This is a genomic window from Streptomyces sp. NPDC002446 (assembly GCF_053595675.1).
In genome coordinates, this window is record NZ_JBSFYC010000024.1 from 30180 (window position 1) to 53212 (window position 23033).

18 protein-coding genes are annotated in these 23033 nt (G+C 71.0%); 5 read left to right on the forward strand and 13 right to left on the reverse strand.

All coding sequences use genetic code 11. From position 1 onward, the window contains the following. Window positions 1-29 precede the first annotated feature (29 nt). Complete coding sequence (locus ACWD6P_RS16135; protein ID WP_451444712.1) at window positions 30-932, forward strand: ScbA/BarX family gamma-butyrolactone biosynthesis protein; 903 nt, start codon at window positions 30-32, stop codon at window positions 930-932. 118 nt (window positions 933-1050) lie between these two features. On the opposite strand, the gene ACWD6P_RS16140 is transcribed toward ACWD6P_RS16135, so the two are convergent. Next, window positions 1051-3315: a bifunctional salicylyl-CoA 5-hydroxylase/oxidoreductase gene (locus tag ACWD6P_RS16140; RefSeq protein WP_451444768.1), complete on the reverse strand. Its 2265-nt coding sequence runs from the start codon at window positions 3313-3315 to the stop codon at window positions 1051-1053. Between the two features lie 2 nt (window positions 3316-3317). Then, complete coding sequence (locus ACWD6P_RS16145) at window positions 3318-4145, reverse strand: enoyl-CoA hydratase family protein (RefSeq protein ID WP_451444713.1); 828 nt, start codon at window positions 4143-4145, stop codon at window positions 3318-3320. A gap of 270 nt (window positions 4146-4415) precedes the next feature. Here ACWD6P_RS16145 and ACWD6P_RS16150 point away from each other — a divergent pair, with 270 nt between their 5' ends. Next, window positions 4416-4898 (forward strand): ATP-binding protein, encoded by a 483-nt coding sequence (locus tag ACWD6P_RS16150; protein WP_451444714.1) that lies wholly within the window; start codon window positions 4416-4418, stop codon window positions 4896-4898. Here ACWD6P_RS16150 and ACWD6P_RS16155 read toward each other — a convergent pair. The 10 genes from ACWD6P_RS16155 to ACWD6P_RS16200 all read right to left on the reverse strand — a co-directional run bounded on the left by ACWD6P_RS16155 (window position 4858) and on the right by ACWD6P_RS16200 (window position 18735). Next, window positions 4858-6333 (reverse strand): amino acid permease, encoded by a 1476-nt coding sequence (locus tag ACWD6P_RS16155; RefSeq protein ID WP_451444715.1) that lies wholly within the window; start codon window positions 6331-6333, stop codon window positions 4858-4860. The genes ACWD6P_RS16150 and ACWD6P_RS16155 overlap by 41 nt on opposite strands. A 200-nt stretch (window positions 6334-6533) precedes the next feature. Then, window positions 6534-7538: an ornithine carbamoyltransferase gene (gene argF, locus ACWD6P_RS16160; protein ID WP_451444716.1), complete on the reverse strand. Its 1005-nt coding sequence runs from the start codon at window positions 7536-7538 to the stop codon at window positions 6534-6536. Between the two features lie 137 nt (window positions 7539-7675). Further along, window positions 7676-8911: an arginine deiminase gene (locus tag ACWD6P_RS16165; protein WP_451444717.1), complete on the reverse strand. Its 1236-nt coding sequence runs from the start codon at window positions 8909-8911 to the stop codon at window positions 7676-7678. 156 nt (window positions 8912-9067) lie between these two features. Further along, window positions 9068-11887 (reverse strand): polynucleotide kinase-phosphatase, encoded by a 2820-nt coding sequence (locus tag ACWD6P_RS16170; RefSeq protein ID WP_451444718.1) that lies wholly within the window; start codon window positions 11885-11887, stop codon window positions 9068-9070. Next, window positions 11884-13503 (reverse strand): 3' terminal RNA ribose 2'-O-methyltransferase Hen1, encoded by a 1620-nt coding sequence (locus ACWD6P_RS16175; RefSeq protein ID WP_451444719.1) that lies wholly within the window; start codon window positions 13501-13503, stop codon window positions 11884-11886. Before ACWD6P_RS16175 ends, ACWD6P_RS16170 begins: the two co-directional genes overlap by 4 nt. A 266-nt stretch (window positions 13504-13769) precedes the next feature. Continuing rightward, on the reverse strand, window positions 13770-14693 hold the full coding sequence (locus tag ACWD6P_RS16180; RefSeq protein ID WP_451444720.1) for an LLM class F420-dependent oxidoreductase: 924 nt from the start codon (window positions 14691-14693) through the stop codon (window positions 13770-13772). A gap of 913 nt (window positions 14694-15606) precedes the next feature. Continuing rightward, entirely contained in the window at window positions 15607-16062 is a 456-nt protein-coding gene (locus ACWD6P_RS16185) for a DUF6099 family protein (protein WP_451444721.1), read from the reverse strand. 376 nt (window positions 16063-16438) lie between these two features. Then, on the reverse strand, window positions 16439-16798 hold the full coding sequence (locus tag ACWD6P_RS16190; protein ID WP_451444722.1) for a nucleotide pyrophosphohydrolase: 360 nt from the start codon (window positions 16796-16798) through the stop codon (window positions 16439-16441). After that, on the reverse strand, window positions 16795-18291 hold the full coding sequence (locus ACWD6P_RS16195; RefSeq protein WP_451444723.1) for a biotin transporter BioY: 1497 nt from the start codon (window positions 18289-18291) through the stop codon (window positions 16795-16797). Before ACWD6P_RS16195 ends, ACWD6P_RS16190 begins: the two co-directional genes overlap by 4 nt. A gap of 54 nt (window positions 18292-18345) precedes the next feature. Beyond that, the gene (locus ACWD6P_RS16200; protein WP_451444724.1) at window positions 18346-18735 is read right to left on the reverse strand and encodes a cell division protein SepF; all 390 of its coding nucleotides are present in this window, start codon (window positions 18733-18735) and stop codon (window positions 18346-18348) included. Window positions 18736-18956: 221 nt separating this feature from the next. On the opposite strand from ACWD6P_RS16200, the gene ACWD6P_RS16205 reads away from it, so the two are divergent. The 3 genes from ACWD6P_RS16205 (at window position 18957) to ACWD6P_RS16215 (ending at window position 21631) form a co-directional block, all read left to right on the forward strand. Next, window positions 18957-20114, forward strand: coding sequence for a magnesium and cobalt transport protein CorA (locus ACWD6P_RS16205; RefSeq protein ID WP_451444725.1), 1158 nt, complete (start codon window positions 18957-18959; stop codon window positions 20112-20114). 219 nt (window positions 20115-20333) lie between these two features. After that, complete coding sequence (locus ACWD6P_RS16210; protein ID WP_451444726.1) at window positions 20334-20813, forward strand: hypothetical protein; 480 nt, start codon at window positions 20334-20336, stop codon at window positions 20811-20813. 110 nt (window positions 20814-20923) lie between these two features. After that, window positions 20924-21631: a phosphatase PAP2 family protein gene (locus ACWD6P_RS16215; RefSeq protein ID WP_451444727.1), complete on the forward strand. Its 708-nt coding sequence runs from the start codon at window positions 20924-20926 to the stop codon at window positions 21629-21631. Between the two features lie 42 nt (window positions 21632-21673). Here the strand turns inward: ACWD6P_RS16215 and ACWD6P_RS16220 are convergent, their stop codons facing one another. After that, entirely contained in the window at window positions 21674-23026 is a 1353-nt protein-coding gene (locus tag ACWD6P_RS16220; RefSeq protein ID WP_451444728.1) for a glutamate-1-semialdehyde 2,1-aminomutase, read from the reverse strand. Window positions 23027-23033: the final 7 nt, after the last annotated feature.

A 23033-nucleotide genomic window follows, 5' to 3' on the forward strand; every position in this document is an offset into this window, starting at 1 on the left:
CGTTCGCCGAAGGAAACCGTTCGTCCACCATGACCGCCACCGCGCCCCATGGGTACGTCCACCGCGGCGCGGTGTCCGAGGTGTTCCTGACCAACTGGCAGCGCGGCGTCGCCGGCGGCTGGGTGGTGAGCGCCCAGTGGCCCCGCACTCACGGCTGCCACGGTCCGCTCGACGGTCTGCACGACCCGCTGCTGCTGATCGAGACCATGCGGCAGGCCGGGATACTGCTCAGCCATGTCGCGCACCGCGTACCGCTCGACCACCCGGTCATCTGGCAGCGGCTGCGCTACGACCTCGCACCGCAGGCGCTGCGCGCCGTCGACGAGCCGGCCGAGGTGGAGCTGTACATCACCGACCACGACGTGGTGCGCCGCGGCAAGCGGCTGGTCAGCGCCCGCCAGGAGTTCCGGGTGCGGTGCGACGGCGCCGAACTGGCCACCGCGACGCTCGACTACTCGTGTCACAGCCCGGCCGTCTACCGCCGGCTGCGCGGCAAGTACAGCGATCTGACGCTCACCAACGCCCGCCGGCTGCCGCTGCCCGAGCCCGTCGCCCCGCACCTGGTCGCCCGGGACCGCGAGCGCGATGTGGTGCTCTCCCCCACCGGCCGGCCCGGCCGCTGGCAGCTGCGGGTGGACACCTCCCACCCGGTGCTCTTCGACCACCCCGTCGACCACGCCCCCGGCATGCTGATGATCGAGGCCGCCCGGCAGGCCGCGCAGGCGTCGACCCCCGGGGTCACGCTGCCGGTCGGGATGGAGTGCACCTTCGAGCGGTACGCCGAACTGGACGCGCCGTGCTGGGTGCGGGCGCGGACGACGGGGCCGGCCGCGGCGCGGTCCGAGGACGGCCGCAGTCAGGTCGAGGTCGACGTGGAACAGCACGGCAAGACGGTGATCACCGCACGCGTCACCAGCGCACCGATACCCTGACGGGCCGTCAGCACGCTGGCGCTGACGGTCCGTCACTGACGGTCCGCCACTGACGGGCGTCACCGAAGGCTCATGACGCCCCCGCATACGGCCCCGCCCCGCTGCTCGTGCCTCCCCGTCACCGCAGCGTGAGGCGGGGCTTCGGCGCGTCGGTGCGTCCGGTGGGCGGGGTGCGGCTGCCCGCCTGGTAGGGCAGCGGCCACGGGGCGCCCGGGCCTGCGTACCCCTGCTCGGCGGCGGCGTGCAGCGTCCAGTGCGGGTCGTACAGATGCGGTCGGGCCAGCGCGCACAGGTCCGTACGCCCGGCGAGCACCAGGGAGTTGACGTCGTCCCAGGAGGAGATGGCGCCGACCGCGATGACCGGCACACCGAGGGTGTTGCGGATGCGGTCCGCGAACGGCGTCTGGTACGAGCGGCCGAAGTCCGGGCGCTCGTCGGGTACGACCTGCCCGGTGGAGACGTCGATGGCGTCGGCGCCGTGCTCGGCGAAGGCCGCCGCCATGGCCACGGCGTCCTCGGCGGTGGTGCCGCCCTCGGCCCAGTCGGTGGCGGAGATGCGGACCGTCATCGGCTTGTCGTCCGGCCACAGTGCGCGCACCGCGTCGAAGACCTCAAGGGGGAAGCGCAGACGGCGGGAGAGGGAACCTCCGTAGGCGTCGGTGCGTTGATTGGTCAGCGGGGAGAGGAATCCGGACAGCAGATAGCCGTGGGCGCAGTGCAGTTCGAGCAGGTCGAAGCCGCAGTCGACGGCCCGTCGCGCGGCCGCGGTGAACTCCCCCCGTATCGCGGCGAGTTCGCGCGCGGTCAGCTCGTGGGGGCGCTGGCTGCCGGGCTTGTACGGAAGGGGGGATGCCGCGACGAGAGGCCAGTTGCCGTCATCGAGCGGCTCGTCGATGCCGTCCCACATCAGCTTTGTGGAGCCCTTGCGGCCGGAGTGGCCGAGCTGGAGGCCGATCGCGGTGCCGGGCGCCTGGGTGTGCACGAAGTCGGTGACGCGGCGCCAGGCCGCGGCCTGCTGCGGGGTGTAGAGCCCGGCGCAGCCCGGTGTGATCCGGCCTTGTTCGCTGACGCACACCATCTCGGTCATCACCAGGCCCGCCCCGCCCAGGGCGCGGGCGCCCAGATGGACGAGGTGGAAGTCCCCGGGGACGCCGTCCTGCGCGGAGTACATGTCCATGGGCGAGACGACGACGCGGTTGCGCAGGGTCAGTTGGCGCAGCCGGAAGGGCGTGAACATCGGTGGTGTGCCGGCCGGGGTGCCCGCCTCGCCCTCGACGGCCGCGACGAACCGGGGGTCGCGCAGCCGCAGGTTGTCGTGGGTGACACGGCGGCTGCGGGTGAGGAGGTTGAAGGCGAACTGGCGGGGCGGCTGGTCGACGTAGGTGGCCAGCTCCTCGAACCAGGCGAGGCTGGCGCGGGCGGCGCGCTGGGTGGAGGCGACGACGGGGCGGCGCTCCGCCTCGTACGCGGCCAGCGCTCCGGCGGTGTCGGGCTGCTCCTGGAGGCAGGCGGCCAGCGCCAGGGCGTCCTCGACGGCGAGCTTGGTGCCGGAGCCGATGGAGAAGTGCGCGGTGTGCGCGGCATCGCCGAGCAGCACCGTATTGCCGTGTGACCAGTGGTCGTTGACGACAGTGCGAAAGGCGGTCCAGCTGGAGTTGTTGGAGTGCAGCGACCGGCCGCGCAGTGCGTCGGTGAAGGTCTTGGCGCACCATTCGGCGGACCCGCGCTCGTCACAGCGGTGGAGCCCGGCCGCCCGCCAGACCTCCTCGCGCATCTCGACGATGACGGTGCTGTCGCCCGGTGAATAGGGGTAGGCGTGCAGTTGGGCGACGCCGTGCTCGGTCTCGGCGATCTCGAAGCGGAAGGCGTCGAAGGCGAAGTCGGCGGCGAGCCAGATGTAGCGGCAGCGGTGGGTGGTCAGCCGCGGCCGGAAGGCGTCGGCGTGCGCGGTGCGGGTCGCGCTGTGCACCCCGTCGGCGGCGATGACCAGGTCGTAGTCGCCGGCCAGCGCGGCGGCGGGTGGCGCCTCGGTACGAAAGCGCAGCTCGACGCCGAGGTCGCGGCAGCGCCGGTGGAGTACGGCCAGCAGCCGGCGCCGCCCAAGGGCCGCGAAGCCGTGCCCGCCGGAGGTGAGGGTCCGGCCCCGGTGCACGATGTCGATGTCGTCCCAGCGCACGAACTCCGCCTGGAGTGCGCGGTAGACCTCGGGGTCGGCGTGCTCGATGCCGCCGAGGGTCTCGTCGGAGAGCACGACGCCGAAGCCGAAGGTGTCGTCGGGGGCGTTGCGCTCCCATACGGTGATCTCACGGGTGGGGTCGAGGCGTTTGAGGAGGGCCGCGGCGTACAGCCCGCCCGGTCCACCGCCGATGACGGCGACCCGCATGGCTATTTCCCCTGCCACTTGGGCGTCCGCTTCTCCGTGAACGCGGCGTGGAACTCCGCGTAGTCGGCGCTGTTCATCAGCAGTGCCTGGGTGGCGGCGTCCATCTCCACGGCGGCGGCCAGCGGCATGTCGAGCTCGGCGGTGAGCAGCGCCTTCGTCTGGGCGTGCGCCAGCGCGGGCCCCTCGGCGAGCCGCCGGGCGAGCGCGGCGGCCGCCTCGTCGGCATGGCCCTCCTCGGCCAACTCGCTGATCAGACCGATCCGTTCGGCCTCCGGCGCGCGTACCGCGTCGCCGAGCATCAGCAGCCGGGTGGCGTGGCCCAGCCCGATGACGCGGGGCAGCAGATAGGCCGCGCCCATGTCGCCGCCGGAGAGGCCGACCCGGGTGAAGAGGAAGGCGAAGCGGGCGGACGGGTCGGCGACGCGGAAGTCCGCGGCCAGCGCGAGCACGGCGCCGGCGCCGGCCGCGACGCCGTGCACGGCCGCGACCACCGGGAACGGGCACTCCCGCAGCGCCCGTACGACCTGGCCGGTCATCCGGTTGAAGTCCAGCAGCTGTGCGGTGTCCATCCCCAACGTGGCGCCGATGATCTCTTCGACATCGCCGCCGGAGCAGAAGCCGCGGCCCTCCCCGGCGAGCACGAGGGCGCGCACGGAGCGTTCCCTGGAGAGCTCCGCCAGCAGGTCGCGGAGGTCGGCGTAGGCCTCGAAGGTGAGCGCATTGAGCTTCTGCGGGCGTGCCAGGGTGACCGTGGCGATCCCGTCGTCCCTGGTCACGCGGATGTGCTGCCAGGAATCTGTGCTGCGGGCGGATCCTGCGAACGGGCTCATCTAACTGCCTGCCCCCTTTGGCGGGTCGGCCGGTGGATGCTCTTCCGGATGCCCTTCGAAGTTATCACCGTCCTGTGACCACCGTCACGATGGCGCAATACGCCGCCGCTCCGGACGCCGCGGGACGAAGGTCCCTTCCGCCGGATGGCTCAAGTCCCTACGGGCCCGGCCACTCGCCTCTGCCGCGGTCGCCGCCGCGGTTCCTACGGTGGAGGTGTCCGATCTGGCCGTCGGGCGGCCGACCGCCCCCGTGAACGGAACGAGCGGCTCATGCTGGCACCCCCCACCCCCACGACCTGGCACATCGTGCTGCCCCGGGGCGCGACCGCGGTGCCCATCGCACGGGCGATGGTCCGCTGCGCCCTGCAGGACCTGCGGGCCACGGCCGACCGCACCACCGCCCAGCTGCTGACCGCCGAGCTGGTGGCCAACGCCCTCAGACACACCCGTGCCGCGGACCCCGTCGAGCTGGTGGTGGAGCTGGGGGCCGCGGGCTGCCGGGTGGAGGTGCACGACGGCGATCCGGTGCTCGTCGAGGGGCTCGGCGGGCCCCCGCCGGCCCCGCAGTCTCCCCCGCAGCCGCCGCCCGCCGGTGACGCGGGCGAGCGCACCGCCCCGGGCCGCGCCGCCCACGGCCGCGGTCTGCTGCTGGTCCGGTCCCTCAGCTCCGCGTCCGGCTGTCAGCCGACGCCGCGCGGCAAGGCCGTCTGGTTCATCCTTCCCGAGCTGCGGAAACCGCGCCGACGCCGCTGACGTCCTGGTCGGCGCCCTGCTCCGTGCCCGACCCGAGCCGCGAATGGCGCCGCCCGTAGAGCGCGTAGACCAGCGCGCCGGCGGCCAGGAACCCGGCGAACTGCAGCCAGGTGGCCGGGCCGGTCCCGTACATCAGGTAGAGGCAGAAGCCGATGCCGAGCAGCGGGCTCGCGGGGAAGAGCGGGACGCGGAAGCGGCGCGGCAGATCGGGGCGGGTGCGGCGGAGCACCATCACACTGAGGTTGACCACCGCCATGACTGCCAGCGTCCCCAGGGTGCTGAGGTTCATCACCACGTCCAGCGGGACCACCGCGGCCGGCACGGCGAAGACGACCGCGACGATCCAGGTGTTGGCGACGGGCGTGGACGTACGGGGCGAGATCCGCTCGAAGATCCGCGGGATCAGCCCGTCCCGCGACATCGACATCAGGATGCGGGTCTGGCCGTACATCACCGCGAGGACGACGGACGCGATGGCGACGACCGCGCCGAAGGCGATCACCCCGCCGCCGAGCGTCGAGTCGGTGACCCGGTTGACGATCAGCGACAGCGCGGCGGGCCGGCCGGCGACCTGGTCGGAGGAGAGCGCGCCGATGGCGGCGAGCGCGACCAGGCAGTACAGCACGGTGACCACACCGATGCAGATCATGATCGCGACGGGGATGTTGCGCCGCGGGTTCTTCACCTCTTCGCCGGCCGTGGTGATCGCGTCGAAGCCGATGTACGAGAAGAACGCGAGCGAGGCGCCGGAGGTGATCCCGGCGATGCCCTCGGGGGCGAACGGCGCGAGGTTGCCGGCCCGGAACGCGCTGAACCCGATCGCGCAGAACAGCACCAGGATCGCGAGCTTCAGCACCGCCATCGCGGCGGTCGCCCGGGCGCTCTCCCGGATGCCGCGGACCAGCAGCAGGGCAGCGAGCAGCATCACGACGACGGCCGGGACGTTGACGATGCCGCCGTCACCGGGCGGGCTGGAGAGCGCGGCCGGCAGCTGCCAGCCGATCAGGCTGCCCAGCAGCTCGTTGAGGTACTGGCCCCAGCCGACGGCGACCGCCGAGACCGAGATGCCGTATTCGAGCAGCAGGCACCAGCCGACGAGGAAGGCGGTGCGCTCGCCGAGGGTGGCGTAGGCGTAGGAGTACGAGCTGCCGGACACCGGTATCGCGCCGCCCAGCTCCGCGAAGGAGAAGGCGGTGAAGACGCAGGTGACGGCCGCCAGCACGAAGGACAGGATGACGGCGGGGCCGGACTCGGCCACGGTGTCGGACAGGCCGACGAAGATGCCGGTTCCGACGATGGCGCCGACACCGAAGCACACGAGCTGGAAGAGCCCCATGCTGCGCTGGAGGCCGTTGCCTTCGAGGTCGGCGCCTGATTCGGCGACGAGGAGGTCAGGGGACTTGATGCGCAGTCCGGACGGCCCTGAGGGACTCATGGGGGTGGTTCTCTCTCTGGTGGTGCGGTGCGCGCGGCGGGGTGGGCCACACACGGAAGCGGGGTCCGGACCGGTGGGTCCGAACCCCGCGAGCGGCTCGATGGTAGCCGCTGGGACTGCATGATCGCCCGTCGAGACGTATGACTATGCAGTGTGATTTTTCGTACCATCCCGCGCTCCGTGCCGGATGGGGCCGCCGTTCAGCGGGCGAGCGTCGCGACCAGCACCGCCTTGATGGTGTGCATACGGTTCTCCGCCTCGTCGAAGACGACGGAGTGCGCGGACTCGAAGACCTCGTCGGTGACCTCCAGCGACGACAGGCCGTGCCGGGCGTGGATCTCCCGGCCGACCGCCGTGCCCAGGTCGTGGTACGCGGGCAGGCAGTGCAGGAACTTCACCGCCGGCTTGCCGGTGGCGCGCAGCACCTCCATCGTCACCGCGTACGGGGCGAGCAGCGCGATCCGCTCGTCCCACACCTCCTTGGGCTCCCCCATGGAGACCCAGACGTCGGTGGCGACGAAGTCCGCGCCGCGCACGCCCTCGGCGACGTCCTCGGTGAGCGTGATCCGGGCGCCGCTGGTCCCGGCGAGCTCGTGCGCCCGGTCGATGACCGGCTGCTCGGGCCACAGCTGCCGGGGCGCCACGATCCGCACGTCCATGCCGAGCAGGGCACCCGTGACGAGGTAGGAGTTGCCCATGTTGTTGCGGGCGTCGCCGAGGTAGGCGAAGGCGGTCTCCTCCAGGGGGCGTCCCCCGCCGTGCTCGACCATGGTCAGGACGTCGGCGAGCATCTGGGTCGGGTGCCAGTCGTCGGTCAGCCCGTTGAAGACCGGCACACCGGCGTACGCGGCCAGCTCCTCGACGTCGGACTGCCGGCTGCCGCGGAACTCGATCCCGTCGAACATCCTGCCCAGGACCCGGGCGGTGTCCTTGACCGACTCCTTGTGCCCGATCTGCGAGCCGGCGGGGTCGAGGTAGGTGGTCGAGGCGCCCTGGTCGGCGGCCGCGACCTCGAAGGAGCAGCGGGTCCTGGTCGAGGTCTTCTCGAAGATCAGGGCGATGTTCCTGCCCTGGAGGCGGGCGACCTCGGTGCCGGCGCGCTTGGCCGCTTTGAGCTCGGCCGCCAGGTCGATCAGTCGGCGGAACTCCTCGGCGCTGAAGTCCAGCTCCTTGAGGAAGTGGCGGCCCCTGAGGTCTATCGCCATGGGTGGGCTCCTGGTTCGCGGCGGTCGGGACGGGGTGTGTACGGAGACATGACGGGGCCGCACGACCCCGCACCCTGGAAGTATATACAAGGCTCCGTATCTATATACGGCAGCTCCCGCGTACCCGGCTGTCACCCTCAGGCTGCCCCGGGCACCGCGTCCCGCGCCACCGGGCAGCTCATACAGCGCGGGCCGCCCCGGCCCCGCCCCAGCTCACTGCCCGGAATCGTGATCACCTCGATGCCGCGCTTGCGCAGAAAGGTGTTCGTGGTGACGTTGCGCTCGTAGGCCACCACCACGCCCGGCTCGACCGCCAGCACATTGCATCCGTCGTCCCACTGCTCGCGCTCCGCGGAGTGCACGTCCTGCGTCGCGGTCAGCACCCGGATGTCGGACAGCCCCAGCGAGGCCGCTATGGCGCGGTGCATATGCTCCGGCGGATGGTCGGTGACCTTGAGGTCCTGGTCGCCCGAGCCCGGCTCGATGGTGTACGAGCGGAGCATGCCGAGCCCCTCGTACTGGGTGAAGGTATCCCCGTCGATCATGGTCATGACGGTGTCCAGGTGCATGAACGCCCGGCGCTTGGGCATGTCGAGCGCCACGATCGTGCGCGCGGAGCCGGCCGCGAACAGCCCGCGCGCCAGCAGTTCGACGGCCTGCGGGGTGGTCCGCTCGCTCATCCCGATCAGCACCGCGCCGCTGCCCAGCACCAGGACGTCGCCGCCCTCGATGGTCGAGGGGAAGTCCGCCTGCCCCTCCGACCAGACGTGGAAGCCCTCGCCGCGGAAGAGCGGGTGGTGGCGGTAGATCGCCTCGTAGTGCACCGTCTCGCGCTGCCGGGCCGGCCAGCGCATCGAGTTGATCGACACCCCGTCGTAGATCCAGGCGGAGGTGTCGCGGGTGAAGAGGTGGTTGGGCAACGGCCCCAGCAGGAAGTCGTCCAGGTCCATCACATGGAAGCGGACCGAGGTCGGCTCCGGATGGCGCTCCAGGAACTCACGCTTGGTCATGCCGCCCACCAGCGCCTCGACGAGCTCCGGCACCGGCAGCTCGTCGAATGCCGCACGCAGATGGTCGGTGGCCAGCGGCCCGTACTCCTTCTCGTCGAAGACCCGGTCCAGGATCAGCGTCCGCGCCTCGGGGATCTGCAGGCTCTCGGCCAGCAGATCCCCGAAGAGGTGCACCTCCACACCGCGGTCGCGCAGCACATCCGCGAAACCGTCGTGCTCGGCCCGCGCCCGGCGCACCCACAGCACGTCGTCGAAGAGCAAGGCGTCCTTGTTCGACGGCGTGAGCCGCTTCAGCTCCAGATCGGGGCGATGCAGGATGACCCGGCGCAGCCGCCCGGCCTCGGAGTCAACATGGAATCCCATCCATCCATCTTGGCCGCTTCCGGGGCGCTGGGAAGGGAGTCGGGCGATGTCGCGGGGCACCGTCGCACCGGGCGGCGCCGACGGCGTGCGGCAGGGGCGCAGGACGAGGGAGGGGGAGAGGGGGCGGCGATCGCCCTCCCTCCCGCTCCGGTACGCCTACAGCCGCGGGTCCACCGGCTCCGACTCCAGCGCCAGCACCGCGAAGACCGCCTCGTGCACCCGCCACAGCGGTTCGCCCTCCGCCAACCGGTCGAGCGCCTCCAGGCCGAGCGCGTACTCCCGCAGGGCCAGCGAGCGCTTGTGGCCCAGATGGCGTATGCGCAGCCGCCTGAGGTTCTCCGGGCGGGTGTACTCCGGCCCGTAGATGATCCGCAGGTACTCGCGGCCACGGCACTTGACGCCCGGCTGTACGAGCCGCCCGTCGGCCTGCCGTATCAGCGCCTGGACCGGCTTGACCACCATGCCCTCACCGCCGGCCGCGGTCAGATCCAGCCACCACTGGACGCCGGCCGCGACCGACGCCTCGTCCTCGGTGTCGACGAGGATCCGCCGGGTCGTGGCGAGCAGCCCCGGCCGGTCCGGCGCACCACCGCCCGCCGCCGCGCCGTCGGGCGAGCGCACCGCGCTCTCGGCCGCGATGATCCGGTCGATCAGCGCCAGCTGCTCGGTGTGCGGCAGCCCCGCGAGGCTGCGCCCCTGCACCGCGAGGATCTGGAACGGCGCGAGCCGAACGCCGTCCAGCTCCCCGAGCCCACCGGGCAGCGCCGCCCCGGCAGCTGCCGCACCGCCGTCCGCCGGGGCCGGCCCGTCCGCTGCGCCGGCCGGCCCCTCGGCCGTCGCGTCGGCCGTCGCGTCAGCCGTACCGACGCGCCAGCAGTAGCGCCGGTACGCCTCGGTGAACGCCGCGGCGTCCGCGGCCCGTTCGCGCTGCCGGTCGATCAGCGGCGCCACCTCGACACCGCGGGCGGCCGCCGCCTCCAGCGCGCCGAGCACGCCCGGGAAGGCCGCCCCGGCCGCCGCGCCGACCGCGGCGTACTGCTTGCGCAGCAGACCCGCCGCCTTCAGGGACCACGGCATCAACTCCGCGTCCAGCAGCAGCCAGTCCGTCTCCAGCTCCGCCCAGAGACCGGCCTCCTCGACACACGCCCGGACCCGCCCCAGGATCCGCTCGGTCGTCTCCGGGTCGTCGAAGAACGGGCGTCCGGTGCGGGTGTACAGGGCACCCGATGTCCCCTCCAGCACACCGAAGCGCTCACCCGCCACGGCCTCGTCGCGGCACACCAGCACCACCGCGCGGGACCCCATGTGCTTCTCCTCGCACACCACTTCCCGTACGCCGTCCGCCCGGTATCCGGCGAACGCCTCCGCGGGGTGCTCCAAGTAGCCCTCGCCCTCGGCCCCGTCGCCTACCTCCTGCGTCGAGGTCGCGCAGGGCGCCATGGTCGGCGGGAGGTACGGCAGCAGCCTCGGGTCGATCGCGAAGCGGCTCATCACCTCCAGCGCGGCCGCGGCGTTCTCCTCCTTCACCGCGAGCCGGCCCATGTAACGGGTCTCCACGATCCGCCGGCCGGCCACGTCGTTCAGGTCGAGGGGCCGCCCGTCCGCCCCGCCCGGCGCCTCCGTGGCGAGCGGCTTCGCGGGCTCGTACCAGACCCGCTCCGCCGGTACGTCCACCAGCTCCCGCTCCGGCCAGCGCAGCGCCGTCATCGTGCCACCGAATACACAGCCGGTGTCCAGGCAGATGGTGTTGTTGAGCCAAGTAGCCCGCGGGGTGGGCGTGTGGCCGTAGACGACCGCGGCGCGGCCGCGGTAGTCCTCGGCCCACGGGTAGCGCACCGGCAGGCCGAACTCGTCGGTCTCACCGGTCGTGTCGCCGTACAGCGCGAAGGACCGCACCCGGCCCGACGTCCGGCCGTGGTACTTCTCCGGCAGCCCGGCGTGGCACACCACCAGCCCGCCGCCGTCCAGAACGTAGTGGCTGACCAGGCCCTGGATGAACTCCCCGACCTCGGCGCGGAAGGCGTCATCCTCCTTGTCCAGCTGCTCGATGGTCTCGGCGAGTCCGTGGGTGTGCTGGACCTTGCGGCCCTTGAGGTAGCGGCCGAGCTTGTTCTCGTGGTTTCCCGGCACACACAGCGCGTGCCCGGCCCCCACCATGCCCATCACCAGGCGCAGCACTCCGGGGCTGTCCGGTCCGCGGTCGACGAGATCACCGACGAAGACGGCGGTACGGCCCTCCGGGTGCGTCGCGCCGACGGCCCTGCCGAGCTCGTCGCGCTCCAGTGCATAGCCGAGGCGGCCGAGCAGCGTCTCCAGCTCGGAACGGCAGCCGTGGATGTCGCCGACGATGTCGAACGGCCCGCTGAGATGGCGCAGATCGTTGAACCGCCGTTCCGTGACGATCTCGACGGACTCCACCTCCGCCTGGCCGCGCAGGACATGTACCTTGCGGAACCCCTCGCGCTCCAAGTGCCGCAGAGAACGGCGCAGTTCGCGCTGATGGCGCTGGATGACGCGGCGCGGCAGCCCGGCCCGGTCGGCCCGCGCCGCGTTGCGCTCGGCGCAGACCTGCTCGGGCACGTCCAGCACGATCGCCACCGGCAGTACGTCATGCTCCCGGGCCAGCCGCACCAGCTGGGCCCTCGCCTCGGACTGCACGTTGGTGGCGTCGACAACGGTCAGCCGCCCGGCGGCGAGCCGCTTGCCTGCGATGAAGTGCAGCAGGTCGAACGCATCGGAGCTCGCGCTCTGGTCGTTCTCGTCATCGCTGACCAGCCCCCGGCAGAAGTCCGAGGAGATCACCTCGGTCGGCTTGAAGTGCCGGGCGGCAAAGGTGGACTTCCCGGAACCGGTGGCCCCGATCAGCACCACCAGCGAGAGATCGGGCACACCGAGCGTGCGCCGCCCCGCCTCACGCGCGTCCCCGCGCCCATGCTCTTCACCGTCCTGGAACTCCGTACGCTCCACGCCCGTCATGCCACGACCTCCTTCCCGCTCACCGGACTGTCCTTTCCCCTACCGCTGCTTGCACTGTCGCCGTTCACCTTGTCGCTGCTCGCCCTGTCACTGCTCGCCCTGCCGGTGCTCGCGCCGCTGCTGCTGCTCACGCCGCGGCTGCTGCTCGCGCCGCCGCTGCTCGAACTGCCGCTGTCCTCCCCGGACATACGGAAGTGCGCGAGCTGGGTGGGCGGGCCCACCTCCGGGTCGTCCGGCCCCACCGGACGGAAGGCCACCTCGTAGCCGTGCCGCGCGGCGACCTCCCGCGCCCACTGCCGGAACTCCTCCCGTGTCCACTCGAAGCGATGGTCCGCATGCCGTACGTGCCCCGCCGGCAGCGACTCCCAGCGCACGTTGTACTCGACGTTCGGTGTCGTCACCACGACCGTCCGCGGCCTGGCCGACCCGAACACCGCGTACTCCAGGGCGGGCAGCCGCGCCGGATCGACATGCTCGACGACCTCGCTCAGCACCGCCGCGTCATACCCCTTCAGCCTGCTGTCCGTGTACGCCAGCGACCCCTGGACGAGCCGTACGCGCCCCGCCTGCCGCTCGGGCATCCGGTCCAGCCGCAGCCGACGCCGCGCCTCGTGCAGCGCCCGCATCGACACATCCACACCGACGATCTCGGTGAACTGCCCCTCCTTGAGCAACGCACCGACCAGCTGGCCCTGTCCACACCCCAGATCGAGCACCCGAGCCGTCTGCTCCGAACGCAGCACGGTGAGAATCGCCTCCCGCCGCTGTACGGCGAGCGGCACCGGCTTCTCCTCGGTATCCGCCTCCTCGTCCACCGCATTGTCGATCTCCTCGGCCGCCACGCCGTCCGACTCGGCCAGCCGCTCCAGCTCCAGCCGCTCCATCGCCTGGCGGGTCAGTGACCACCGCCGCGCGAGGTAGCGGCCGACGATCAGCCGCTGCTCCGGGTGCTCCTCCAGCCACCCCTCGCCGGCCCGCAGCAGCTTGTCGACCTCATCCGGCGCGACCCAGTAGTGCTTGGCGTCATCCAGCACCGGCAGCAGCACATACAGATGCCGCAGCGCCTCGGCGAGCGTGCGCTCCCCTTCCAGAACGAGCCGTACGTAGCGGGAATCGCCCCACTCCGGGAACGTCTCGTCCAGCGGCACCGGCTCGGCCAGCACCGTCCAGCCAAGCGGCCGGAACAGCTCGCGCACCAGCTCCGCACCACCCCGGGCGGGCAGCACCGGCACCTCAATACGCAACGGCAGCGCCCGCGCCACCAGCTCGGGCCGCGCCGCGCACTGCCCCTTCATCGCGCTCGCGAAGACGCTCTGCAGCGCCACCGCCAGCAGCGAGGAGGCCGCGTACGGCCGGTCGTTCACATACTGCCCGAGCGCCGAATCCGGCGCCCCGCCGCGGCCCTTCCCCCGGCCCCGGCGAACCAGGGCGATGGGATCGACCTCCAGCAGCAGTGCGGCCGTACACCGCTCCGCGTCCGCCTCCGGGTAGAGGACGTGTGCGGTGCCGTGCGACGTCGAGAACTGCTGCGACTTGTCAGGATGCTTGTGCAGCAGAAACCCGAGGTCGGTCGCGGGACGGTCGGCGCTGCCGGTGGTGGATATCGTCAGGAACACGCGTCCGAGTATCGCCGCACATCACCCCCGCTCCCCAACGGTTTTCCGACAGCACCACCCGACGACACACACCACCCATCACCACTACCAGCCGACCCCGCACACCTCACCCCACCTCACCTCGGCCCACCTCAGCCCACCTCAGCCCACCTCAGCAAAGGTCAGGTCAGATCACCTCAGCAGCAGCCCCCTCAGCACAGGTCGGCTCAGCACAGGTCAGCTCGGCGCAGGGCCCCTCACCACAGGTCACCTCAGCTCAGCTCAGCTCAGCTCAGCTGCGATTGCACCTCCGTCGAGATCAGCTCAAGGTGGTCCAGATCATCAAGGTCCAGTATCTGCAGGTAGATACGGGAGCTGCCGATGGCGGCATAGCGTGCGATCTTGTCGACGACCTCGGCGGGTGAGCCCGCCAGGCCGTTGGCCTTCAGTTCGTCCACGTTCCGCCCTATGGCCGCGGCCCGTCGCGCCACCTCGGCATCGTCCCTGCCGACACAGGCCACCAGGGCGTTGGAGTACACCAGCTCATCGCCCTTCCGCCCGACGGCTTCGGCGGCCGCCCGCACCCGTCCGAACTGGCGCTCACTGTCTTCGAGCGAGGCGAAGGGAATGTTGAACTCATCGGCGTACTGCGCCGCCAGCCGCGGCGTACGCGTCGCACCGTGTCCACCGATCAGCACCGGCACCTTGCCCTGAGCGGGCTTGGGCAGCGCGGGCGACTTCTCCAGCTGGTAGTAGGTCCCTTCGTAGCTGAACTCCTTTCCTGCCTCCGTGGCCCACAGGCCGGTGATGATCGCTAGCTGCTCCTCCAGTCGCGCGAACTTCTCCTTGGGGAACGGGATGCCGTAGGCCTTGTGCTCCTCCTCGAACCAGCCCGCGCCGAGGCCGAGTTCCACCCTGCCGCCGGACATCTGGTCGACCTGCGCCACCTGGATGGCCAGGACCCCCGGGAGCCGGAAGGTGCCTGCCGTCATCAGCGTGCCGAGCCGGATGCGCCGGGTCTCGCGGGCCAGACCGGCCAGTGTGATCCAGGCGTCCGTCGGGCCGGGCAGCCCGTCGACGTTGCCCATGCTCAGGTAGTGGTCGGACCGGAAGAACGCGTCGAAGCCGAGATCCTCGGTCGCCTTGGCGACCTTCAGAAGCGTGTCGTAGGAAGCCCCCTGCTGGGGCTCGGTGAAGATTCGTAGGTCCATACCTCCATCCTGCACACCGAGCGGCAGACCAACCGTCAGGGTGTGTCGATGTACAAGTAGCGGTGCCAGGTCGGATCAGAGCCGGTCAGGACCGGATGAGTTCGCGTCATCCTTGGGCGCCGGGTGGCATCAGCATGTCGGTGTCGACCCCAGCTCGTGGGCCGGGGGTGCAAGGGCGCGAAGGAACGACGGCAGTGGCAGATGCGGCAGTGGCAGTGGCAGATGCGGCGGTGCCAGCTGCGGCAGTGGCTGGTGAATGAGACAGGCGCAAGGTGGCAGTGGCGGCAGCCGCGGTGGCGGTGGCGACGGCGGCAGCCGCGGTGGCGGGGCGGGACACCTGCGATGGCGGGCGCCTGCGAGGGGTGGGCACCTGCGATGGTGGGCGGTGGCAGCCGCCGTGGCGGTCGCAGTGGGAGGGCGAGCGCGACGGAGGGCGTACGGTCCCGTGCAAGGGACGTGACATCGTGCCGTTGACGTGTGGGGCGTGACCGCTTTCGGGCCCTTCCGGGCTGTGGTCGGGCGCAGCGCCGCCCGGGGCGTTCGTCCCGCGTAACGCGACCGGAGTGGTGCTGTGCCTGCGCTCCTACCTTGTCGCTGTGTTGCTGCGCCGCTCTCTTGCTCTGTGGCTCTATTGCTCTCTTGCTCTGTGGCCCTCTTGCTCTGTGGCTCTGTGGCCCTGTGGCCCTGTGGCTCTCTTGCGGTCTTGCTGTGTTGCTGGCGTGCCCTGTTGTCGTGTTGCCCTATTGCCGTTGCGCTCTGCTGCTCTGCGGCTCGTGGTGCCTCGCGGCTCTCACGGTGTCGTGCTTCCTTGCTTTCTTACTTCCTTACTTCCTTGCCTTCGTGGGCCTCTTAGCCTCTTGGCCCTCTTGCGTTGTTTCCCTATCTCCTTCTTGCTCTCTTGTCCGGTCTGGCCTCAGGCCGGGTTCCGGTCGCGTACCTCCAGCTTCTCCAGGATTCCGGCGACGCGGTCTCTCGACTCGTCGACCGTGTCCATCGCCTCGACGCAGGTCCAGTACATCCCTTCCTCGTCTGCCAGCAGGACGACTCCCACCAGCGTTTCGCACACCTCTCGCAGGAGTCGGCTCAGGCTTGTTAAAGCGGCCCTGACATCGCGCACTTCAGTCAGCTGGACCGCACGCAGGCCACCGGTGGCCGATGCCGAGCGCAGCGGTCCCCCGCTGAACCGCCCGCCCGCGTCGCCCAACCCTTGGGCCCTGGACCGCACTTCGTACGGACCGAATATTGCGAGGTGGCTGCCTATCGCCTCGGCCAGGGCCTGCGCCTGCCACGCCTCGACGATCACGTCCTGCACCGTGGTCGCCTCCGCCAGACCGCGCCGGGCGGCTGCGATGATCCGCACCGCGTCCATCCGCTCCCCTCCTTCCTCTCCGCTCGCATGCACCCTGCACTTCTTCCACTACCCAGAGTGAGGGCGAACAGCCAAAAAAGCCAGGGGAATTCGCAAATCTGTGGACAAGCAAGGCGCTGTGGAGAGATCAATCACTCCGGAGAGTGACGGTAGCTGGATGCGGACTCTGCTCCTTTCCCTCCCGCCACAGGGCCCTCACCATCCACACGACCGGCACAGGTCACGAAAAACACCGGAACGGCATGAATCAGCGGGCGGGCGGGGCGGGCGGGGCGGCCGCCGCTCTCGCCACCCGCCGCGCCCGACCCGCCACCCTCACACCTCCGCTCGCTCACCCCACTTCGCTACTGGGCGCGCATCGCGAACCTCCGCTCCCCTACTCCTCACCCTCCCGAGACCGGTCCGGCCGGGCCTTGCGGACCGCAGGGAAACGCGACTCATTGCGCTCGATCTTCGCGGCGAGCGCCGCCAGGGCATCGATCCCCAGGGCCTCACAGAACTGCAGCAGATACGCCAGCACGTCGGCGACCTCGTCCTCGACCCGGCCGGCCGCCCGCGGATCGGACATCACCTTCGCCGACTCCTCCGGCGTCAACCACTGGAAGATCTCGACGAGTTCCGCGGCCTCCACGCTCAGCGCCGCGGCCAGGTTCTTGGGGGTGTGGTACTGCTGCCAGTCCCGGGCGGCCGCGAACTCGGCCAGCCGTCGCTGCAGCGCATGAAGATCCTCACTCATGCCCCTAGGTGTAGCACCTGTACGCCGGGCAGCCCCTCGACGACCGACGGGTCCCGCACCGTCCCCAACAGCCGGACATGCCCGCGCTCGGCCATCCGTACGGCCAGCGACATCAGCTCGCGCGCCTGTCTGCGGTCCATGCAGCGGTCCATCCCGTCCGCCATCACCGTCATCTGCTGATGGGCCGAGGGGATCTCCCCGGCAGGGTCCATCGCCAGCACGTCCGGGCCGGTGAGCAGCACCAGCGCCAGCGCGAGAAAGCGCAGCTCCCCGTCGCCGAGCTGCTCGACGGGCATCTCTCCCAGGGCACCACGGTCCAGGACGGCCCGTACACCCGCCGCCTTCACCACCTGCCCACTCTGGGGACCGCCTGTTCCCCCGCGACCGCCCGTTCCGCCACTGCCCGCCGATGCACCGCGACCGCCCCCGGACCGTGCCGGGACCGCCTCCTCCCCCGCGCCGGCTGACTGCCACGGCACGGCGCGCAGCCCGTCGACCGGGCCCGTGCAGGCGTCCCGTACGGCCGCGACCAGCACCGCATGGCGCCGCGCACACTCGCGGCTCGTACGTTCCAAGACCGCGGGCAGGTTGTCACAGGACGACCGCAACCGTCCCTCGTCGCGTTCCTCCGCCGCTTCCCGGCCCCAGCCGCCGGTCTCGCCGCCACTCCCCCTGCGCCCCCGCGCACCCCACGCCCCGACGCCCTCTCTGCCCCCACCGGCCGCCGCGCCCACTTTGGCCGCGCAGCTTGCCGCGCCCCCTCCCCGGCCGCCCCGGGACCCGCTGCCACGCCCCGCCTCCCCCTCCGGACCCCGTCCACCGATCCCACCAATCCCACCGGCACCACTCGTACCGCCCGCCCCGGCCCTCCGCATGACCTCCGGTCGCGGATCGCAGACGAACGCCGACCGCAGCGCGACCACGACCTGTTCGGCCGCCGCCAGGACCAGCCGCTGCCCCTCCGTCTTGCCCGCGACCCGCAGCGGCAGCAGCGAGGTGCCCAGCCGGTCGTCGGGCAGCGGCGCGCGGGTCACGGGGGTCGCGCCCGCGGTGTGCCAGGCCGCCTGGACGGCGGGGCGGGTGGGGTCGGTGAGCGCGGTGGTCAGCAGCGTCTCGCCGCCGCCGATCAACCGCTCTCCGACGATGCGCAGTTCGGGCTCGGCCTGTACGGCGAGATCGAGGCTGACAGGGCCGGCCGGGCCGTCGACCGTACAGCCGATGCGGAACCCGCGCCGCCCCTGTTCGTCGCGGCGCGCCCCCGCCGGCACACAGGCCGACGCACTGCCCGCCACCTCCTGTACGGCACGTGCGAGCGGCTCGCCGCTACCGAGCCGGGCGAGGATCTCGTACGCCTGCAGCGCACTGGACTTGCCGCTTCCGCTCTCCCCGCTCAGCAGCGTCAGCGGGCCGAGCGGCAGCGTGACGCCGCGATGGGTCTTGAAGGCGGACAGCCGTAACTCGGTGACCGCCGGTCGCACACTGTCGGTATTCATGCGTGGACGCTATGCAGCGGCCGTCCGGAGAACCGTTACGCCCGACAGCTCTTCCTACGAACGGGGGACGGCGCCCGTTGCCGCCTCCGCGACCTCGGTGCCCACCGGGGCCAGCAGGAAGACATTGGTGTCCACGCGGTGCATCCCGCTGCCGAGTCCGAAGACGACACCACTGGAGAAGTCCAGGATGCGCTTGGCGACATCGGTGTCCGCGCTGCTGAGGTCCAACAGGACCGGGATCTGCGCCATCAGGTACTCGGCGACCTCACGGGCGTCCGCGAAGGTCTGGACGCGGATGACGATGAACCGCCGCGTCTCCTCCGTGGGCTCCTCCTCCGGGAGGGCACGGTGGTCGGGCCAGGAAGGCCATTCGCGGCTGCTGCGGAGCGGGACGACTTCGGCAAGCCCTTCCCATTGCTCGTCGGTGGCATCGGGGCCGTTCACCGAATCACCTCACTTGGAGGGGCACTGACTATCTGCGGTATCTGCATCGCACAATTCTAGGGATAAACCTACAAAGCCCGGCGGACGCGACACACACCGCGCCACGCCCGTTCCATCCTGCACCATGGCCCCTGACCTGTGCTGACATCCTCGGCAGATATCCTGCGTTCGAGATTCTGTGTGCCTGTTCATCCCCCCTTGTGACGGAGGTCGGTTCTGCCATGAGCACTGAACCTCCGGGTCGCCGGCCGCGCGGACTGCGCGGTCTGCGCAAACCCGCGAAGAAGCGGCCCGCCGCTCCCCCGCCCGCCGAACCCGCCAACCGCTCCGAAGCCCCGGAACCGCCGTCCGACAACGGCAGCAGCATCATCAGCGCGGCCCTCTACCGGGACGGACACCGCGTCAGCACCCACGACACCCTCGCCGACGCCTTCCGGCAGCAGCGCGCCGCCACCGACACCCTGGCCTGGATCGGGCTGCACCGCCCCACCCCGACCGAAGTGGTCGCCCTCGCCTCGGAGTTCGACCTCCACCCGCTCGCCGTAGAGGACGCCCTGGAGGCCCATCAGCGCCCCAAGCTGGAGCGCTACGGCGGCACCCTCTTCGTCGTACTGCGCGCCGCGCGCTATCTGGACGACGCCGAAGAGGTCGACTTCGGCGAGCTGCACCTCTTCGTCGGCCGCGACTTCGTGATCACCGTCCGGCACGGCGGCGCCCCCGACCTCTCGGCCGTACGACGCCGCATGGAGGACGCCCCCGAACTCCTCAAGCGCGGCCCGGAAGCCGTTCTCTACGCCATCCTCGACGCCGTAGTCGACGGCTATGCACCGGTCGTCGCCGGCGTCCAGAACGACATCGACGAGATCGAGACCGAGGTCTTCGGCGGCGACCCCCGCGTCTCCCGCCGTATCTACGAACTCTCCCGCGAGGTCGTCGAGTTCCAGCGGGCGACCCGCCCCCTGAACGACATGCTGGAGAGCCTCACCGCCGGCTTCGAGAAGTACGCGATCGACGCCGAGCTCCGCCGCTATCTGCGCGATGTGGCCGACCACCTACTGCACACCACAGACCGCGTCGACAGCTTCCGTCAGGCCCTGCAGGACATCCTCACCGTCAATGCGACGCTGGTGAACCAACAGCAGAACGCCGAGATGCGCGCCCTGGCCGAGGCCGGTTTCGAGCAGAACGAGGAGATCAAGAAGATCTCTTCTTGGGCGGCCATCTTGTTTGCACCCACGTTGGTGGGGACGATCTACGGGATGAACTTCGAGCGGATGCCGGAGTTGGGGTGGGCGTTCGGGTATCCGTTCGCGATTCTGCTGATGGGCGTGGTGTGCGTGAGTCTGTACTTCGTGTTCAAGCGGAGGGATTGGCTGTAGCGGGGAACCGCGAGGCCGAATGGGCGGCGCTGGGGAACAGGGCGCCGTCCGCGCCGCCAGCCGTTCCGCGCGCCTCGCCCAGCCGAGTTCCGCCGAGTTCCGCCGAGTTCCGCCGATTTCCCTACATAAGCCGTCGCGGTGAGTGTTGACTGAACGGCCACAAGGAACCGCGTACACCGGGAGAGTCGGTTGGAACCGAGGAGTGCCGCGGAGGTAGGGATGGATTTCCCCTACACCGCACGTACGACGTGCTACATCGAGGTCCACGAGGACGGAACGGTGACCCACGGGGACGACCGCGCCGCGTACGAACGGGCCGTAGCCGGCAAGTCCCGCTTGTTCGCGGTCTGGCCCGGCGAGTGGTCGAGCCACTTGTTCGTGATCGACGACCTGGACGAGTACGCGAAGGCCCACGGGTTCAAGCACGACGAGGAGCGGACCGGCCTCAAGGAGCACATCCACGACGTGCGCTGGGAGCCGGACCCCTACGGGAAGAACAGCCCTCGAAGCCCCTACGTCAGCCTCAGCGTCACGCTGGACTGCGGCTGCGAGATTCACGAGCTGCGCGCCTTCGCCGCTCAGATGAAGGAACAGCGGGGATGGGACGTAGCCACGAGCGGCGGCTGGGGCAGCAGCGGTAGGCCTGGAGGAAGGAAGACGTACTCACTGCGTGTTCGCCGCAAGAGCCTCACCGACTGACCCCAGCGGACCGCCACGCCCTGGAAGGAGGGGGAGGTGTATCGCATCTGCCGGATGGTCTGCGACGGTGTGCGGGCTTTGCGCGTCTCGGTTGTGAGTGGGGTGTTCGTGTGACCGGGCGGGCGGCGCGTGCGGTGCTGCCTCCGTCGCTGCGCGGGTGGCTCGGGCTGGTTGCGGCCCTCGCCGCGCTGGTGGTCGTCGTGCTCGGGGTTCTGTACGCCGGCCACAGCGAGCCCGGCGCGGTGGACGTGTGGATCCAGCTGGCGGTGGACGGTGTGGGGCCGCCGTGGCGGTACGTCGCTCTGGCCACGGACTTCTTGGGGGAGCCCGTGGGAGCGGCGACGCTGGTCGTGGCCATCGTGACGGGCTGCCTGCTGCTTCGGCGGCTTCGCGCGGCGGTGTTCGTCGTTGCCGGGGTCGGCATCGCCGTGGGGACGACGACGGTGCTCAAGTCCCTGGTGGGACGCACCATCCACGGCGACGGCAACCTGTCCTATCCGAGCGGGCACACCGCCTTCTTCACCGCGCTCGTCCTCGTGGCGGCGCTGCTTGCGACCGGCCGGCTCGGCCTCGGCAGGGCGGCCGGGACGTTGGTCGTGCTCGCCGCGGCGCTGGTTGCCGGCGCCGCGATGGGATGGGCGCAGGTTGCTCTGGGCGCGCACTACCCGACCGACGCCCTCGGCGGCTGGTGCACCGCGCTGGCGGTGATACCGGCGACCGCGTGGCTGGTCGACCGGATGGCCGATTGGGGGGTCGGTCGGGGGGTCGGTTGGGTGGTCGATCGGGGGGCCGACGGCGGTCGGCGGGAGCGTCGCTGACGTGATGTGACTTGGTGTGACGTGGTGTCACATCACGTGACGTCATGCCAGGCGGCGGAATACGGGCTTTACCGGTCGTCCGGCCAGCCAGGGGGTGGGGTCTGCGGCGTCCAGTGCCTTGCGGTACACCGCACATGCCTGGGCCACCGCTTCGACGGTGTGGTCGATGTCGGCGTCGTCGAGCGCGCTGCTCACCACGAACGACGGGGCCAGCACTCCGCCCGCGAGGAGGTGGCGCAGGAACAGGGTGCGGTACTGCTGCGACGGCTGCCGGTTCTCGTCGAGGGTGGCGAAGACCAGGTTGCTGGCCCGGCCCCGGACGACGATGTGGTCGCCGACGCCCATGCTGGCCGCGGCGTCGCGGACACCGGCGGCCAACCGCTCGCCGAGGGTGTGCAGACGCGCGGTGATGCCCTCCTCGACGTAGGTGGTTTGCACGGCCATCGCGGCTGCCAGGGAGTGCGTTTCCGCGCCGTGCGTGGTGGAGAGAAGGAACACGCGGTCGCCGGAGTGGCGGAGACCGCCCCGCTCCATCAGGTCGCGGCGCCCGGCAAGGGCGGAGACGGCGAACCCGTTGCCCAGCGCCTTGCCGAACGTGGAGAGGTCGGGGACGACGCCGTACAGGCCCTGGGCGCCCGCCTCGGACCAGCGGAGGCCGGTGATCATCTCGTCGAAGATCAGTACGCAGCCGTGGCGGTCGGCCAGTTCGCGCAGGCCCTCTAGGTATCCGGGCGGCGGCTCGGTGTGGGTGGCGGGTTCGAGGATCAGGCAGGCGATCTCGTCCTGGTGGCGGGTGAGCAGCTCCTCCGTGGCGGTCAGGTCCCCGTATGGGAATGTCACGGTGAGGTCGGTGGTCGGCGCCGGAATGCCGGCGGACATCGGCGTGGTGGCGATGAACCAGTCGTCGGTGGAGAAGAACGGATGGTCGCCGCAGAGGGCCACCCGCGGGCGCCCGGTGACTGCGCGGGCGAGGCGCACCGCGGCGGTGGTGACGTCGGAGCCGTTCTTCGCGAACTTCACCATCTCGGCGGTCGGCACGGTGGCCAGGAAGCGTTCCGCGGCCTCGACCTCCACGATGGACGGCCGCACGAAGTTGCTGCCGCGGTCGAGTTCGCGGCGTACGGCCTCGGTCACGCGTGGGTGGGCGTGGCCGAGGCTGACCGACCGCAGGCCGGAGCCGTATTCGATGTAGCGGTTGCCGTCGATGTCCCACACGTGGGCACCGCGGCCGTGGCTGATGACCGGGGCGAGGTTCTCGGGGTACTGGTCGTCGCCCTTGGCGTAGGTGTGCGCGCCGCCGGGGATCAGGGCGTGCAGTCGCTCGTTCGCCGTCCGTGACCGGGGCAGGCTGAACTCTTCGGGCTCTGCGGTCTCTGTGGTCTCTTCGGTGTCCACGGTGACT

Excerpts from the sequence above, each read along its gene's own strand:
- ACWD6P_RS16165 (WP_451444717.1), bottom strand. The coding sequence starts at position 8,911 with ATGGGATTCCATGTTGACTCCGAGGCCGGGCGGCTGCGCCGGGTCATC.
- ACWD6P_RS16140 (WP_451444768.1), bottom strand. The coding sequence starts at position 3,315 with ATGCGGGTCGCCGTCATCGGCGGTGGACCGGGCGGGCTGTACGCCGCG.
- ACWD6P_RS16180 (WP_451444720.1), bottom strand. The coding sequence starts at position 14,693 with ATGGACCTACGAATCTTCACCGAGCCCCAGCAGGGGGCTTCCTACGAC.
- ACWD6P_RS16190 (WP_451444722.1), bottom strand. The coding sequence starts at position 16,798 with ATGAGTGAGGATCTTCATGCGCTGCAGCGACGGCTGGCCGAGTTCGCG.
- argF (WP_451444716.1), bottom strand. The coding sequence starts at position 7,538 with ATGGCGATAGACCTCAGGGGCCGCCACTTCCTCAAGGAGCTGGACTTC.
- ACWD6P_RS16135 (WP_451444712.1), top strand. The coding sequence starts at position 30 with ATGACCGCCACCGCGCCCCATGGGTACGTCCACCGCGGCGCGGTGTCC.
- ACWD6P_RS16205 (WP_451444725.1), top strand. The coding sequence starts at position 18,957 with ATGAGCACTGAACCTCCGGGTCGCCGGCCGCGCGGACTGCGCGGTCTG.
- ACWD6P_RS16170 (WP_451444718.1), bottom strand. The coding sequence starts at position 11,887 with ATGACGGGCGTGGAGCGTACGGAGTTCCAGGACGGTGAAGAGCATGGG.
- ACWD6P_RS16145 (WP_451444713.1), bottom strand. The coding sequence starts at position 4,145 with ATGAGCCCGTTCGCAGGATCCGCCCGCAGCACAGATTCCTGGCAGCAC.
- ACWD6P_RS16150 (WP_451444714.1), top strand. The coding sequence starts at position 4,416 with ATGCTGGCACCCCCCACCCCCACGACCTGGCACATCGTGCTGCCCCGG.
- ACWD6P_RS16185 (WP_451444721.1), bottom strand. The coding sequence starts at position 16,062 with ATGGACGCGGTGCGGATCATCGCAGCCGCCCGGCGCGGTCTGGCGGAG.
- ACWD6P_RS16155 (WP_451444715.1), bottom strand. The coding sequence starts at position 6,333 with ATGAGTCCCTCAGGGCCGTCCGGACTGCGCATCAAGTCCCCTGACCTC.
- ACWD6P_RS16210 (WP_451444726.1), top strand. The coding sequence starts at position 20,334 with ATGGATTTCCCCTACACCGCACGTACGACGTGCTACATCGAGGTCCAC.
- ACWD6P_RS16195 (WP_451444723.1), bottom strand. The coding sequence starts at position 18,291 with ATGAATACCGACAGTGTGCGACCGGCGGTCACCGAGTTACGGCTGTCC.